This is a genomic window from Microcoleus sp. S1D4, from assembly GCF_036700765.1.
Taxonomy (GTDB): Bacteria; Cyanobacteriota; Cyanobacteriia; order Cyanobacteriales; family Microcoleaceae; genus Microcoleus.
On the sequence record NZ_JAUBPP010000002.1, the window covers coordinates 1 to 14207 of the forward strand.

The 14207-nt window shown below is 47.0% G+C and carries 12 protein-coding genes; 8 read left to right on the plus strand and 4 right to left on the minus strand.

Annotated elements, in window-relative coordinates; all coding sequences use genetic code 11:
• Positions 1-427: 427 nt before the first annotated feature.
• The 4 genes from QT998_RS02440 (at position 428) to QT998_RS02455 (ending at position 4436) form a co-directional block, all read left to right on the plus strand.
• Complete coding sequence (locus QT998_RS02440; RefSeq protein ID WP_194010594.1) at positions 428-784, plus strand: STAS domain-containing protein; 357 nt, start codon at positions 428-430, stop codon at positions 782-784.
• A gap of 381 nt (positions 785-1165) precedes the next feature.
• Positions 1166-1621 (plus strand): Mini-ribonuclease 3, encoded by a 456-nt coding sequence (locus QT998_RS02445; protein WP_194010595.1) that lies wholly within the window; start codon positions 1166-1168, stop codon positions 1619-1621.
• 534 nt (positions 1622-2155) lie between these two features.
• A complete protein-coding gene (gene rlmB / locus QT998_RS02450; protein WP_333217910.1) occupies positions 2156-3679 on the plus strand; it encodes a 23S rRNA (guanosine(2251)-2'-O)-methyltransferase RlmB in 1524 nt (507 codons plus the stop codon).
• 478 nt (positions 3680-4157) lie between these two features.
• Positions 4158-4436 carry a DUF1816 domain-containing protein gene (locus tag QT998_RS02455; RefSeq protein WP_194066835.1) on the plus strand — a complete coding sequence of 93 codons (279 nt, stop codon included), beginning with the start codon at positions 4158-4160 and terminating at the stop codon, positions 4434-4436.
• 321 nt (positions 4437-4757) lie between these two features.
• Here QT998_RS02455 and QT998_RS02460 read toward each other — a convergent pair whose 3' ends face one another.
• From QT998_RS02460 to QT998_RS02470, 3 genes are all read right to left on the minus strand, one after another.
• The gene (locus QT998_RS02460; protein WP_333090533.1) at positions 4758-5582 is read right to left on the minus strand and encodes an alpha/beta fold hydrolase; all 825 of its coding nucleotides are present in this window, start codon (positions 5580-5582) and stop codon (positions 4758-4760) included.
• 261 nt (positions 5583-5843) lie between these two features.
• Entirely contained in the window at positions 5844-7109 is a 1266-nt protein-coding gene (locus QT998_RS02465) for a serine hydrolase (protein WP_333117641.1), read from the minus strand.
• A 370-nt stretch (positions 7110-7479) separates the two neighbouring features.
• Positions 7480-7932, minus strand: a complete 453-nt coding sequence (locus QT998_RS02470; RefSeq protein WP_194010600.1) for a helix-turn-helix domain-containing protein — start codon at positions 7930-7932, stop codon at positions 7480-7482.
• 220 nt (positions 7933-8152) lie between these two features.
• Here QT998_RS02470 and gatA point away from each other — a divergent pair, with 220 nt between their 5' ends.
• Positions 8153-9613: an Asp-tRNA(Asn)/Glu-tRNA(Gln) amidotransferase subunit GatA gene (gatA, locus tag QT998_RS02475; protein WP_333117632.1), complete on the plus strand. Its 1461-nt coding sequence runs from the start codon at positions 8153-8155 to the stop codon at positions 9611-9613.
• Between the two features lie 121 nt (positions 9614-9734).
• Positions 9735-10712, plus strand: a complete 978-nt coding sequence (locus QT998_RS02480; RefSeq protein ID WP_333117631.1) for an alpha/beta hydrolase — start codon at positions 9735-9737, stop codon at positions 10710-10712.
• Between the two features lie 214 nt (positions 10713-10926).
• Here QT998_RS02480 and QT998_RS02485 read toward each other — a convergent pair whose 3' ends face one another.
• Complete coding sequence (locus QT998_RS02485; RefSeq protein ID WP_333090523.1) at positions 10927-11667, minus strand: pentapeptide repeat-containing protein; 741 nt, start codon at positions 11665-11667, stop codon at positions 10927-10929.
• Positions 11668-12534: 867 nt separating this feature from the next.
• On the opposite strand from QT998_RS02485, the gene QT998_RS02490 reads away from it, so the two are divergent.
• The gene (locus tag QT998_RS02490) at positions 12535-13185 is read left to right on the plus strand and encodes an ATP-binding protein (protein ID WP_333090522.1); all 651 of its coding nucleotides are present in this window, start codon (positions 12535-12537) and stop codon (positions 13183-13185) included.
• A gap of 594 nt (positions 13186-13779) precedes the next feature.
• Positions 13780-14127: a DUF3593 domain-containing protein gene (locus tag QT998_RS02495; RefSeq protein WP_194011872.1), complete on the plus strand. Its 348-nt coding sequence runs from the start codon at positions 13780-13782 to the stop codon at positions 14125-14127.
• The last annotated feature ends 80 nt before the right edge of the window (positions 14128-14207 follow it).

Below are 14207 nucleotides of genomic sequence, written 5' to 3' on the forward strand. Positions count from 1 at the left end.
AGTCATTAGTCATTAGTCATTAGTCATTAGTCATTAGTCATTAGTCATTAGTCATTAGTCATTAGTCATTAGTCATTGGTCATTAGTGCTGTCCCCCTCGCTTTCGGTTATTGGTCATCAGTCCGCAGTCATCGGGCTGGAATTGCCTCAGTTGTTTTGAGCGAATTTTCCAGCAGGCGGGACGGCGCACCCTACTCCCCACAAGAAAAAATCATTTTTGTGGGACGATCCTCCTCGCCCGTCATAGCTATTTTTGCAATTGCTCGTCTCTCAAAGGCTCTTGGTGTAGAGAGCCTCTGACTAATGACTAACGACTCCTGACCGATCGCTGACGACCAAAAAACTGTAGACAAAAAACCAAAAAACTCCTATAATGAAGCCTCGACTTTTAGTCATATTTAGCTAGGAGGGTGTCATTTCTGAGCCATTGACCCTGACCGTTAGCCTCAGAGGCACTCGCGAAGTCAAGAATAACTATCAGTTATTTCGCCTGACTGGCCTGCTCGACGCTTTTTCTGAGGCCACTTTTCGGAAGGTAATAAGCAAATGTATAGACGATGGCCCAAAACACGTAATTTTGGACTTGTCTAAAATAGACTTTGTGGACAGTTCCGGCTTGGGCGCACTTGTACAACTTGTCAAGAAAGCCCAAACCTTGGAAGGAACATTGCAAATTGTCTCAAATCCCCGTGTAACTCAGACTGTTAAACTGGTTCGCTTAGAGAAATTTTTGTCTTTGCAGCCAACGGTTGATGATGCGGTAAAAAACGTCAAGGATACTTGATGCAAAGGTGGATTTAATTAGCTATCCGGTTCTCAACGCTGGATAGCAAATTTTTATAGTTTTACGGGCAAAAAAATACTAATTTTCCGAGAAGCTGCGACACGCGCAAGCTGCAAATTCCCCTGATACTTTGAGATCCGGTGGAGGAACAGCAAAATATGTGTGGCAAACAGACAGAAAAATGGTATAAGAAGGGGAGCGTTGCGATAAGTGTAAAAAGTGTTTTTGAGTCGGTGCGATCGCGATCGGCAAATTAGAGAGCTTTTTCGCGATCGAGATGCTCGCAATCCTGTGAAAGCTATAATTGCCTAGCGTGATCGAAGACAAAAATGTCAAAGGACTAGAACAACCAAGCTGTGCGGAAGTTTTATTTAAAAAAGTATGTCGCCTACCGCAGATGATGGACTCAAATTGAGCCTGACTGATATCAGTTTAAATCGACAGTATGCGGAGAGGGCGACACCAGCAGAAATAGAAAGGATATCGCCCTCCGCCTGGGCATATTTGGGAGATGCAGTATACGAACTCTACATTAGGAGCTCGTACTTAGTACCGCCGAAAAGATTGCAAGCTTATCACGAATTGGTGGTGGGACAAGTACGAGCCGAAACTCAAGCGCGTCACTTGCGATCGATCTCTCCTTATTTGAACAGTACAGAATTAGCAATTGTCAAGCGCGGGCGCAATGCCGTATCCGGCCGTTCCAAGCGAGCCGATCCAGAGATTTACCAACAAGCCAGCAGCTTAGAAACTTTGGTCGGATATTTGTACCTCACCGATTCCGAAAGATTGACGGAAATTTTGGGACTTTTAGAGCTAGAAACTGAAAGTATCTAGCAGTTAATAGTTGCGAAGGACAGCGGATTAATCATTAATTCCACCGCAAACCTACCTAAAAAAGCCCAAAAATCGATGGCGCAAACAGGATCGACCGGCGATCGATACGTAGCGACAGTTTCAGGGATTACGATCGAGCGGGGGCTAGAAACCCGGTTGTCGAGAAAATTTAGTGGCGCTTGACAATAAATATCGGAAGAAACCGGGTGTCTGAGGTCACGAATCGGCTTAGGACTTGCGTTTTGTGACTACCACCTAAAAACTGTCGCTACCGATGGAGTGATTAGACTTCAGTTGCACTGTGCATCCCAGACTCCAATGAATTATCTGCGTCCCTCTGTGTGTATCCGCTTGCAATCTGCGCTTAACAGATCGATCGAAATTTATGTATGCAGATCAAGCTTATCAACTAGCAACTTTCACCAGAAAAATCTTTGATCCCAAACCTGCCAATCTCAAATCCCAAATTCCTAAGATTGGTTTCTCAAGCCAAAATCTCAAATCTCAAATCGCTCTAACTGCAATCATAAACCCATGAGAAAATTTACCAAACCAAACTCCTCGCGATCGAATTCCGACAGCAAGCCATTCAGAAGCGAAGGCCGCCGTCAAGACTCGCAATCCTCCTCTCCCCGCTTTGAACGCAAGCCCTCTCCCGACACTCGCGGAGTAGAAGCGCCTCAAAAGCGATCGACTTTCTCTCCCCAATCCCGAGAAATGCCCGTGCGAGCAATTTTCAAACGGAATGTCGATGGCGACGGCCAACCCTCCGCGCGCCGACAGTTCAAAGACAGAGACGCAGACAGCAGCCCGCAGGAATCCCGCGGCAATTTTTACAGAGACAGGGACAGAGACAGAGACGGAGAGAGAGACGGATACAGCAGCCCGCAGCCAGCCCGCAATAATTTCCGAGACAGAGACAGCAGCCCGCAGCCAGCCCGCAATAATTTCCGAGACAGAGACAGCAGCCCGCAGCCAGCCCGCAACAATTTCCGAGACAGAGACAGAGACAGCAGCCCGCAGCCAGCCCGCAACAATTTCCGAGACAGAGACAGAGACAGCAGCCCGCAGCCAGCCCGCAACAATTTCCGAGACAGAGACAGAGACAAAAACAGAGACAGCAGCCCGCAGGATTCCCGGGGCAATTTTTACAAAGACAGAGACAAAGACAAAAACAGAGACGGAGATAGCAGCCCGCGGGAATTCCGGGGCTATCATTTCAGAGACAGAGACAAAGAGACAGACACTCGCCCTGTGGACACTGCCTCAAATACCGTCGTGCAACCAGACGCAAACACAGACGACATGATTTACGGCCGCCATGCAGTGCAAGCGGCTTTAGAAAGCAACCAAGTGCTCAACCGGATCTGGGTTGTCCCGCACCTGCGCTACGATCCGCGCTTTCACAGCTTGCTAACCGAAGCCAAGGCCAACGGCAGCATCATCGATGAAGTTGATGATTTGCGCCTCGACTACATCACGCGGAAGGCAAACCATCAAGGTGTAGCCGCCCAAGTGTCAGCTTACGAATACTTGGATTTGACTGACCTGATCGCCAATGCTAAGGCCGCTTGCCAAGATCCAGTGATTGTGGTAGCAGAAGGACTTAACGATCCCCACAATTTAGGGGCGATCGTTCGCACCGCAGAAGCGTTAGGAACTCAGGGCATTGTGATTCCGCAGCGGCGGGCCGTCGGGATTACCTCGGCAGTGAGAAAAGTCGCAGCAGGGGCATTGGAAAACCTGCCAGTGGCGAGGGTTGTCAATCTTAACCGGGCGCTGGAAGAATTGAAAGAGGCTGGATTCTGGATTTACGGCACTGCAGCAGGGGTTGGTGACTCGGTAGAGACAATCAAGTTCTCCGGGCCGACTGTTTTAGTTGTGGGCGGTGAAGCTGATGGTTTGAGCCTTTTGATACAGCGCGGCTGCGACGGATTAGTTTCAATTCCTTTAAGGGGAAAGACTCCTAGCCTGAATGTGTCGGTAGCAACGGGGATGGCTTTATACGAAATTTACCGCCAGCGGGGGCCCAAAAAGTTTCACGTACACGGATCTTGAAGGTCGTTGAAAAAAAGTGTACAACAGAGTAATTGATGTAAGCAGCTCAATCCGGGCGATCGGTCTCTGTAGCTACTTACACATTACTAGGACAATGCCGGTACAATGTCATCTGGGAAAACACCATGTCGGGAATTGAATTAGAATTCAAGCTGAATAAACAACAGATAAATCTGATTACAACCCACTTTTGTTGTTCCCAGTCGATCGGCAGTTAAGGCGATAAAATAATAGGTGAATGCAGCCCCTCATTTTGGGGCTGCATTCCCTGAACAAGTAAGGATAGCAGATCGGCTTTCGTTAGTTGTTCCGGCGAAAGTAGAAGGGGCCTTTCCCCTACGTGCAAATCTATTTAGATATCGGCTTTAAATAGGTTTAAATGAGTTTTTAGTAGGAGTGGCACAGCCGAGTAAATAACAAAAGCGCAGGTGTTGCCCGCAGCACCGTGAAAACACCGTCAAATAAATTAAAAAAGCAGATGAAAGAATTCTTGATTAGCTTGCTCAATGTTTTCGGATTGGCTTGGTGGGTTGAAGTTAAAACTTCAACGCCGCGGTGCATTTACTATTTTGGCCCCTTCTTGACCGATGGAGAGGCGGAAGCTGCAAAAGCAGGTTATGTAGAAGACATAGAAAATGAAGGTGCAGAAGGTGTTGGTGTTTCGATTCAACGCTGCAAACCTATTAATTTGACTGTTGCAGATGATTTGGGAAAGTTTGGTGATGGAGGGTTGTTACCTGCTTTGATCAGTCAGTAGAAGCAGGGAAATTTTGAGTGCGCCAGTTGTAAATTAAGTTCCGGTAACATCGGAATCATACCACAGTACGATTCGGCGATCGCACTTTTTAATTCGGATGCAAACGCAAACGATAGACATAATATCGTGTCAGATCAAATCCTCTCTTCATCAGAATAGTAAATTCAGGCGTTGACTGTTGACTGTTGACTGTTGACTGTTAACAGTTAACATCATGTATGAGTGCAACCGGAATTGATGTCATGTCGATTGACAGCGATAAAATTGGTTAGCAGTGTTTTTGTGATGGTAATCGACTGGACATGATATAAGTTCATAACTTTAGCTAACTGCTTGGGGGTTACTCTCAATCCAGCGATCGATGTCTGCGATTACCCGATCGGGAATTTCCCAAGGAAACAAATGGGCTGTATTCCGATAACACTCCCACTGACAATCGCGGAGGTGGCGGGCTGTTTCTAAACTGGATGCGGAGGTGATGTGTCGATCGCCCTCAGCAGCCAGCACCAAGCAGGGACATTGAATGTCGCCGAGATGCTGCAGTCGATCGTATCCGGCTCTGAGAGCGGTATTTAAAGCCTTTGTAGCCGCGCCGGAAGTCTGGAGATAGGCGGGAGTACCTGCCCGTGCCAAGTAGCGGTAAGGCGTGGCTGTATGCTGCTGGATCAAGTAGCGAAAGAGCGATCGCCTGCCAAAAGTATCAATATTCCACTGCCAACCGGGAATCACCCAATTGATGATTCCGGCTAAACCAGTGTAAAGGTTATCTTGCCAAGAGATCGGAGGGTGACTCCCTCGCGGTTTGGCTGCGGATGCCAGCACAATCAAACCCGTGACTCGCTGGGGATATTTCATAGCTAATTCCAGGGCTAAAATCCCTCCCAAAGACCATCCGACAACCAAACACCGATCGACTCCCAATCGGTCTAAAAGTGCTTCTAAATCGAGGAGGTGGTCGGTCATTTCAAAGGGATTGGAGGTGCGGCTGTTGCCGTAGCCGCGCAAGTCTGGGGCGATCGTCCGAAAGCGCTTTGAGAGGTGTTCTGTAAACACTGACATACAATTGCCGGAACCGGGATGTCCGTGCAAGCAAAGAATAGGAAATCCTTCGCCTTTGACAGAAACACTGAGCTTTTGATGCGGCATTTTTAAGAGAAGGAAGAAGTCAACAGTCATCAGTCATCAGTCATTAGTCATTAGTCATCAGTCATTAGTCATGTTTTGCTGTCCCCCCGGAGCTTTCCGTCCAACGTCATCAGTCCGAGGGAAGAAGGAAGAAGGAACTTCTCATCGTCTTGGCGGTTGCTATAGCAATCAAAAGCAGGATTTGTGGGATGAGCTTTTAGCAGCGTCGAGGATTGATGCTTGAACCAAATTTGTATTTTGGTGAACCTAGCTCCAGATTGGTTAAAAACTGGGATTTTTACTAATATAATCGGCAATCTTAGAAATAGAGTTGCGGATTTGTAAATCGCCGCTGCTGCGACTGTCTATCACAGTCATCACGTAGGCTTCGCCGTCAATGTTCATCGCTAAAGTTGTGCCTAGCACCAGGGAATTTTCGCCAGTTTTTTCGCCCAACCACTGAACTTTAGTTCCTTGCAGGGCGGCAAATCCCAAAGCGCGATCGTACTGGCGGTTGAGAGTTTCTACTAACAGTTTAGCACCGGGTGTTTCGCCGTTGTAAATTTGCACCATCATTTCGGTTAGTTCGTTAGCAGTCAAGCGGTTGGGGCCAGAACCGGGATTGGAGGGCATAATTTTTTCGCCCATTAATTTGAAGTTGACGCGGGTTACTTGGTAGCCGCGATTTTCTAAGAATTGATTGATATAATCGGAACCTACATAATCGATCAGTTGATTGGTGGCAGTATTGCTGCTGCGATCGATCATTTCTTCTAACAGTGTCTTCAACGGGTAATTTTTAGCGGACACAATCTTCGTCGCTGAGTCTTCGGTAAAATTACCCCGATTGACGAATACTTCCTGGTTTAGACTGATTTTTTCTTGTTCGACTTTTTGCATCAGGGCGACAGCAATCGGCAGTTTAATTAAGCTGGCCGGGCTGGCAGGAGGCACATCGCCCCGCAGGTTCACGCACTCTCTAGACAGGTGGCAAATGCCGATCGAAGCCTTCTCTGACAAACCGCTTTCGCGAGCCACCTCAGCCAAAAAATCTGATTTTGCTTGCCGCACTTGAGAGGTGGCTGCTGTGAAGTTTTCCCGGTATTCTTGAGTTTTTGATGTTTTGAAAGGAGCTAAAAAGGAATTTTGGGGAACTTCCTGCAAGTTGTTGAGCGCCTGGTGCCACAAAAATTGAGTTTGTTGCGAAGATTCGAGCGACTGATTTGGCTGTTTTCCAGTTTCTACGGCTCGGTTGGCTAAGCGGACTGCTTGCTGCAAATTGTCGTTAGCTCTCTGTTCTACTAATATTTGAACATCTACTGCTTGCAACTGTTGTATCAGTTTTTCTTGGGGATTGCCTCCGAGGGGAATTAAGCCGGAAAGCAGGGTTGGTTCTGGGGAGGGAGAGGCTGGTTGTTCTAATTCGGTGACGAGCCGATCGCGAATTTTGTAGAGTTCGTCTAGGGAACGCGGGTTAGATGATTGAGAGAATGAACTGGCGATGGTTAACACCTGAACCAGTCCGATGCCAGCGACTACTGCAGCCATCTTGTTTGCGATCGACAAAAAACGCCCGATTCCTCGCATATATTCGACATCCTCAACACAACCAAATTCAATCTAAGCAGCTATTGTTACAAGAGTCAAACGATTTTAGATTTTAGATTTTAGATTTTAGATTTTAGATTTGGGATTTTAGCGGTAGGGTGCGGATACATCGACAATCCTCAACAAAGAGCAACAATCGATCGAGCGACGCACCTGTTCTTTTGACCAATAACTAATGACCTGCGCGGGCCAATGCCCTGCGCGGGCCAATGCCCTGCGCGGGCCAATGCCCTGCGCGGGCCAATGCAAAAATAAAGGGAGTCGATCGCCATTGAGTGCGATCGACTCCCTCTAAAATATTGCGAACAATCTACTTTTTGCGCCGCCGCCAGTCAACACCCAACCGCTTGAGGTAATCCCAGCCGCGTTGGGGCCAGACACGATCGATACCAATCTTTTCGGCAATCCAGAGAGCTACTTTAGGCCCTGTCCAGTCTCCGCCATCGGGGGCAGGGCCTTGCAGCGCTTGTCGCAGTTCTTCTTGCTGTTCTGGACTCAGCAAGGATTTTGCAGGAGGGGGCTTGCGGTCTCCGCTGCGGTTTCTCACAGAGGTGGGCCCTTCTCGGTTGTAGCGCTGGACAATTTCTTTGGCGTAGTCGTAGTTGAGACCTACGACTTGGGCTGCTTCTTTGATAGTCCAATTTCGGGAAACTAAGAGCAGCAAGTGCCAGCGGCGGGACTCTGTGGTGTTTTGTGCCTGCCGGTAGCGAAGTTTGAGTTCCTCTGCCGTCAGGTGAGATTCTAGGTGAGCTTTAGGTGGCATTCCTCCAACGGGGCATCGGGAACTTCTTAGCATATATCTCTGGTTTTGGGGACAATTCCGGATGAATTTTTTTTCCTGGGGATCGTGGTGGCAAATTAGGTGGCTGTTTTTGACTGCAGATGCACGCAGGTAGACGCAGATAAGGAAGAGGCTGTAAGCGAGTGCAATTGCCAGCTATATTGACTAAGTGGCCGAAAGTAGAAATGATAAAGGTACGAGCATGGCATCCATCCGCGAGTTGCACCGACAACTGGTCAATAAAGAACGCTCTGCTGTGGAAATTACTCAAGAAACATTAGACCGAATTACCCAGCTAGAGCCGAAGTTGAAAAGCTTTCTGTGCGTGACGGCAGACAGCGCAATGGCCCAGGCCCACAAAGTGGATGCCCAAATCGCCGCCGGTGAGGAAATTGGGCCCTTGGCCGGCATCCCGATCGCCGTTAAAGACAATATGTGTACCGATGGCGTTCCCACAACCTGCGCCTCTCGGATTTTGGAGAATTTTGTGCCTCCCTACGATGCAACCGTCGTCTCCAAACTCAAAGCCGCCGGTGCGGTGATTGTGGGTAAGGCGAATATGGACGAGTTTGCAATGGGGAGCTCGACTGAAACTTCTGCCTATCAAGTTACCGCGAATCCTTGGGACTTGGAGCGCGTACCCGGAGGGTCTTCTGGCGGTTCTGCCGCAGCGGTAGCCGCCGGAGAATGCGTCGCGAGCTTGGGTTCGGATACTGGGGGTTCGATCCGCCAACCTGCTGCTTTTTGTGGCTTGGTGGGGCTGAAACCGACCTATGGGTTGGTTTCTCGTTACGGTTTGGTGGCCTATGCTTCTTCTCTGGATCAAATCGGGCCCTTTGGTCGGACTGTTGAGGATGCGGCGATTTTGTTGGGGGCCGTCGCCGGTTACGATCCGAGAGATTCCACGAGTCTTAATGTCCCAATTCCTGACTACGCTCAAGCTTTAAGACCCAGTTTGCGACCGAAGGGTCAGATTAGAATTGGTGTAATTAAAGAAACTTTTGGTGTAGGGCTGGACTCTGGGGTTAAAGACGCTGTTACTAAGGCGATCGAGCAATTTCAACAATTGGGCGCAGAAATTCAAGTCATTTCTTGTCCCCGCTTCCGCTACGGTTTGCCCACTTACTACATTATTGCTCCCTCGGAAGCTTCGGCAAATTTGGCGCGATATGATGGAGTAAAATACGGTTTCCGATCGCCCGATGCCGACAATCTTTTGGATATGTATGCCAAAACTCGCTCTCAAGGGTTCGGTGCGGAAGTTAAACGCCGGATTGCGATCGGCACTTACGTGCTGTCGGCTGGATATTACGACGCCTATTATCTCAAAGCTCAAAAAGTTCGGACTTTGATTAAAGAAGACTTTGAAAAAGCTTTTTCTCAAGTTGATGTTTTGGTCTGTCCCACTGCTCCGACTACGGCCTTTAAGGCTGGAGAAAAATTCAACGATCCGCTGAGTATGTATTTGTCAGATTTGATGACTATTCCGGTGAATCTGGCTGGTTTGCCAGCTTTGAGTTTGCCCTGCGGATTTGATGATAAAGGACTGCCGGTGGGCATACAACTGATTGGTAATGTTTTGCAAGAATCTAGGTTGTTTCAAGTAGCTCATGCTTACGAACAGTCTACGAATTGGCACTTGCACCGCCCTGACTTGGATTAATTTTTCAAACTTGGCGGAACTGGACGGTGGAAGTTAGTAATCGATCTTGGCTAATTGTTTGAATTAGTCATTCGCCCTTAGCTGTTGACCGATCTCTAATTTCCAGCGTGCCCTATTTTCTATGAACAATTTTCTGGTATTGCTATTGTCTAAATCGCTAATAACTTTTGGGACAGTTTTGGCGATCGCTTATTCTGCTGTTTGTCTGTTTCTATGGGCCACGCAAGGTAAGTTTATCTTTGTTCCGGCGCGGGCGATCGAAACTACGCCCGATGATTGGCAGTTGAAATATCAAGATGTTTTGCTGCCAATTCCTACTAAAACAGGCGCGGTGGAAACCGTGCACGGGTGGTGGATTCCTGCCTCGGAAAACTCCCGCAAGGTTCCGGGGGAAGTAAGAGAAGCCGCTCGGGTTAACCCATCGGAAACCCCCCTTAGCCGCCGAGAAGCCGTTCCGGTTCCCCCCAACAAGGGGGGGTTAGGGGGGGTAGTTTTGTACCTGCACGGTAACGGTTCAACTTTAGGATCAACTGTCGAACACGCTAATCGATTTCATCAGTTGGGTGTGTCGGTATTTGCGATCGATTATCGCGGTTATGGAAAAAGCCAGGGCGATTTTCCGAGCGAATCTGGGGTGTATGAGGATGCTGAATTTGCTTGGGATTATTTGGTGAAACAGCGCGGGATTCACCCGAATCAAATTTATATCTACGGGCATTCTTTGGGAGGGGCAATTGCGATCGATCTGGCAGTGCGCCACCCGGAGGTGGCGGGGTTAATTGTGGAGGGTTCTTTTACTTCGGTGCGGGAAATGGTAGATTTCCGACAACGGCTGTTTTGGATGTTTCCGATCGATTTTTTGCTGACTCAGCGGTTTGATTCTCTATCAAAAGTCGATCGCCTGCAAATGCCGGTGCTATTTATTCACGGGAATGCTGACAGTGTAGTTCCATCCCAAATGAGCAAAAAACTGTTTGATGCAGCACCCGAACCCAAACAGCTTTACATGGTTCCTGGTGGAGGTCACAATAATGTTGCAGAAATCGGCGGCGCAGAATATCTGCAAAGATTAAGCCAATTTTGGGATATTCCAAAATAGATAAAAGCTGTTGGCGCTAACAGTGATTCTAGTTATTGTAGGGTATGCACGGCGCACCAGTTGAGTTGGTAATAGTTAGCGGCGCATTGGGGTGAGAAACCTGATTTTTTAGATTTTTGGGTTTGGTAACGAGAAATATAGCAAGAAACCCGGTTGTTAGGTTTTCAAGCGCGATCGCCAATCAGGAAAAAGGAATATCTAGAGATTCTACCGCTTAATTCAACCTTAAAACATTCAGCCACCAATCCTTGATTGGATAGCAGTAATTACAGTAATTGTTTGTAATAATCGGTTGTTGTTTGTTAATTTCGCAGCCTCGCCGAGAGGTTTTTCGGTTCGGCATCTTTGCGCCGCAAAGATTGGCATCTGTGAGATTAGTTTTGTTCAATCTCGCATCGGTCAAATCGGCCGCTCTGAGGTCTGCACCGCTGAGATTTGCACCGCTTAAATCAGCTTCTTGGAGGTCTGCACCGCTGAGATTCGCACCAGTTAAATCGGCATTTCTCAGATCGGTTCGACTTAGTTTAGCGGCGCTCAAATTACTGCATTTTAAGTTAGCCAGCTTGAGGGATGCTTCTTGAAGAGAACTCTCGCTGAGGTTGGCATTTTCTAAGTTTGCTTCCCTAATGTCGGCCCTGCTCATGTCGGCTTTGCTGAGGTCGGCGTAGGCCAAAAAGGCATTTCTCATGTTGGCGTTGTTTAAATTAGCTTCAATTAAATCAGCCGCAGTTAAGTCGGCATCAACTAAGTCAGCCCTGCTGAGAGTGGCGCGGCTCAAGGAAGCGCCGAACAAATCTGCACGGCTCAAGGAAGCGCCAAATAAGTCGCATCCGGGACATCCTCTGGTTGCTAGCAGCCGCTTGACTAAAGACAGATTTTGAGCTTGTAAGGGAACGGCTGCACAAAATGGAAGTAGTAATATAGCTGCTAGAATTGTCAGTTTGATTTTGGTCATAAGGTGTAGCGCATTTAAATTGTATATTTCAATTCCCAATCAAACGTTGTAAAATCCTTTTTCTTTTTCCCTCTTTCACCTTCTAAGCTGTTGTGCATTTAAATTGTATATTTCGACGATCGATCAAAAATCTTCTCCCCCTCTCCCCTTCTCCCCGTCTTTACCCGCTCGCTAAGCCGAAGGGAGCCGAAGCAAGCCGTTATAGCCCCTTTCCCCCTCAATCACCATACACAATTAGGATGCACAACAGCTCATCTCTTTCTCTCTCGAACATAACAGACTTGGCCCAAGTCTGGTAAGTCTTGGAGATCGCGCGCCGAGTCGTCTGCTAGAATGACGCGCGGGCTAAAAATAGGGTTTATCGGTTGATTTGGCGCTGTCAAACCCAATATTTCTCACAGAAGCCGGGTTGTTGGTGCCAGTCCTAGTTTAGTGTGCTGAGGGTGTAAGATTGGTCGGCGCGATCGCACTTGCGGATATTACTTAGGCTTTTAGGATGAGCTCGCGCACAGCTACACTCCCTTGCAACTTCCAAAGGAGCGTAGCTGTGCGGGCGCTGAATGCCTTGCATTTTTGAGCTGGCGACGGCTGGGATAAATAGCTGGCGGGGGGTATTGCATAAATATTGGTACTCGCGGCAGCAAGATTTTGCTCAGGGGGGCGAACTTTGTCCGTACAGGCGATCGATAAATAAGCCAATTGGCTTAGACTCTTAAGACATATTGCTGATGCCTTACGTTCTATAAAAAAGATAGCATTCTGGTGTGAGCGCGAAATAATACCGAGCCAGCAAGTATAAAATACAACAACTTGGCTCGATCGGTCAGAACATCGCTAAAAATTAATACTTTTACACAGGGAAAATAAATGTTGAACAACATAGACGAACTGGCAGAAAGTGGCAGAGGCATCAAACTGATGTGGCAGATTGCAGACGAGTTAAGCTACACCCGGACTCTCGACGGTCAAAATTGTTTGTCACTCAGCAAAAGTTACGAAGTAGAAGGTCGCAACAAAGAGCCAAATAAAAAAAATTCTAAAGCTTTAGATGGATTAATGAATTTATTAAATAGATGGGATTGGCAGAATGAAACAGACCAGGAAGCAGAGCTTTATGAAACTTCTGTTCAACACATGAGCCTGCAAGTCAACACAGAGGTCAATGCTTTAACTATAGTTATGGATTGGTTCGAGCAATTAAAAGATTTATCGCTACCCAATGAAGTTTGGTTCCAGCTTCAGTTAGCTTTAGCTGAAGGTTTTATTAATGCAGTTCGCCACGCTCACAAAAATCTGCCAGTAGAAACTCCCGTTCAACTAGAAATTACCGTGTTTGACGGACACTTGGAACTAAAAGTTTGGGATTGCGGCCCGAGTTTTGATTTTGATGCTAAGCTCAAGGAAATTATTGCAGCAGATAGAAAACCAAGCTTGGATTTAGAAGTTTTGAACTATCTTTGCTTGATTCCTAGCAGAGCAAAAAGTTTGGATATGTATCGGCTTTTAATTGCTGGGTAGTGGGTAGAGGGACAATTAAAAGATTGGAAGAATTGAAGATGTGTTATTCTAAAAACGGTGTTAGGGGAAGAGTTACGGGTTTTGTCTTCGCGTAGGTGAAGGGTTTTGAATACTGACGACCTGCTGCAACTTTGGTTTTCAGCTATGAGCTTGGGTGAGTCTGTAGCAGTTCTAGAGCAACGGGTCGATATGTCAGTATATTTGAAATTAAAGAATTGAAGAATGAGAGATTTACTTGCAGCGCCGCGAATCACCGGATCGGGAATTTTACTCTAAAATTTGGGAAGATTCACGACGGTCGTATGCAGCAGTGTGTGTGTTTTTTGGCTGGTAAATTTAAATATGAAAACTTAAAAATTAAAACTTATTGTGAATAATTTTCAATTCGATCGTAGTCTCTGGTTCATTACCAAAAAGAATTGGTTTAAAGCCTCTCCCTTTTAGGGAGAAATTCAAAGAAGACTATTGATTGCGACCATTCTATGCCTTCCAGGTAGAGGTCGCCCTCATCTGTCATATCATGTCCGGTTGATTGCGATCGATCGACCGTACATAATATAAACTATCAATTGTCAACTGAACGAACAATTACTAATGATTTCCAAAGAAACTTTATTTGTACTGTCTCTATTTCCCTACTTGGGATTTCTCTGGTTTTTGACTCGATCGGGAAAAACACCTCGCTTAGCTTTGATAGGGTTTTACGGGACTCTGGTGTTTGTGGCTGTGACTATTCCCGCCGCAATTTATGCAAAAGTTGCCTACAACGAGTCGCTAGCAAATGTCGATTGGCTGCACGGTTCTGCGGAATTATTCTTGACACTTGCCAATATTTTACTGGTTTTAGGCTTTCGGGAAGCGGTGATTAAAGCAAAAGCATCTTCACAGAATGAGAGCGAAAAGCAAGAGTCTATTGTAGAGGGAGAAAATAGTTGCGGTTAATACCATTTTAGATACTTCGACTTCGCGATGGGACAAGTTTGAGATTGAAAAATTGCAAAGGGCTGATGAATTAAGGGTTA

Bases quoted from the DNA above. Each gene is read 5' to 3' on its own strand.
- QT998_RS02445 (WP_194010595.1), top strand. From the start codon at position 1,166: ATGTCGCCTACCGCAGATGATGGACTCAAATTGAGCCTGACTGATATC.
- rlmB (WP_333217910.1), top strand. From the start codon at position 2,156: ATGAGAAAATTTACCAAACCAAACTCCTCGCGATCGAATTCCGACAGC.
- QT998_RS02455 (WP_194066835.1), top strand. From the start codon at position 4,158: ATGAAAGAATTCTTGATTAGCTTGCTCAATGTTTTCGGATTGGCTTGG.
- QT998_RS02460 (WP_333090533.1), bottom strand. From the start codon at position 5,582: ATGCCGCATCAAAAGCTCAGTGTTTCTGTCAAAGGCGAAGGATTTCCT.
- QT998_RS02465 (WP_333117641.1), bottom strand. From the start codon at position 7,109: ATGGCTGCAGTAGTCGCTGGCATCGGACTGGTTCAGGTGTTAACCATC.
- QT998_RS02470 (WP_194010600.1), bottom strand. From the start codon at position 7,932: ATGCCACCTAAAGCTCACCTAGAATCTCACCTGACGGCAGAGGAACTC.
- gatA (WP_333117632.1), top strand. From the start codon at position 8,153: ATGGCATCCATCCGCGAGTTGCACCGACAACTGGTCAATAAAGAACGC.
- QT998_RS02480 (WP_333117631.1), top strand. From the start codon at position 9,735: ATGAACAATTTTCTGGTATTGCTATTGTCTAAATCGCTAATAACTTTT.
- QT998_RS02485 (WP_333090523.1), bottom strand. From the start codon at position 11,667: ATGACCAAAATCAAACTGACAATTCTAGCAGCTATATTACTACTTCCA.
- QT998_RS02490 (WP_333090522.1), top strand. From the start codon at position 12,535: ATGTTGAACAACATAGACGAACTGGCAGAAAGTGGCAGAGGCATCAAA.
- QT998_RS02495 (WP_194011872.1), top strand. From the start codon at position 13,780: ATGATTTCCAAAGAAACTTTATTTGTACTGTCTCTATTTCCCTACTTG.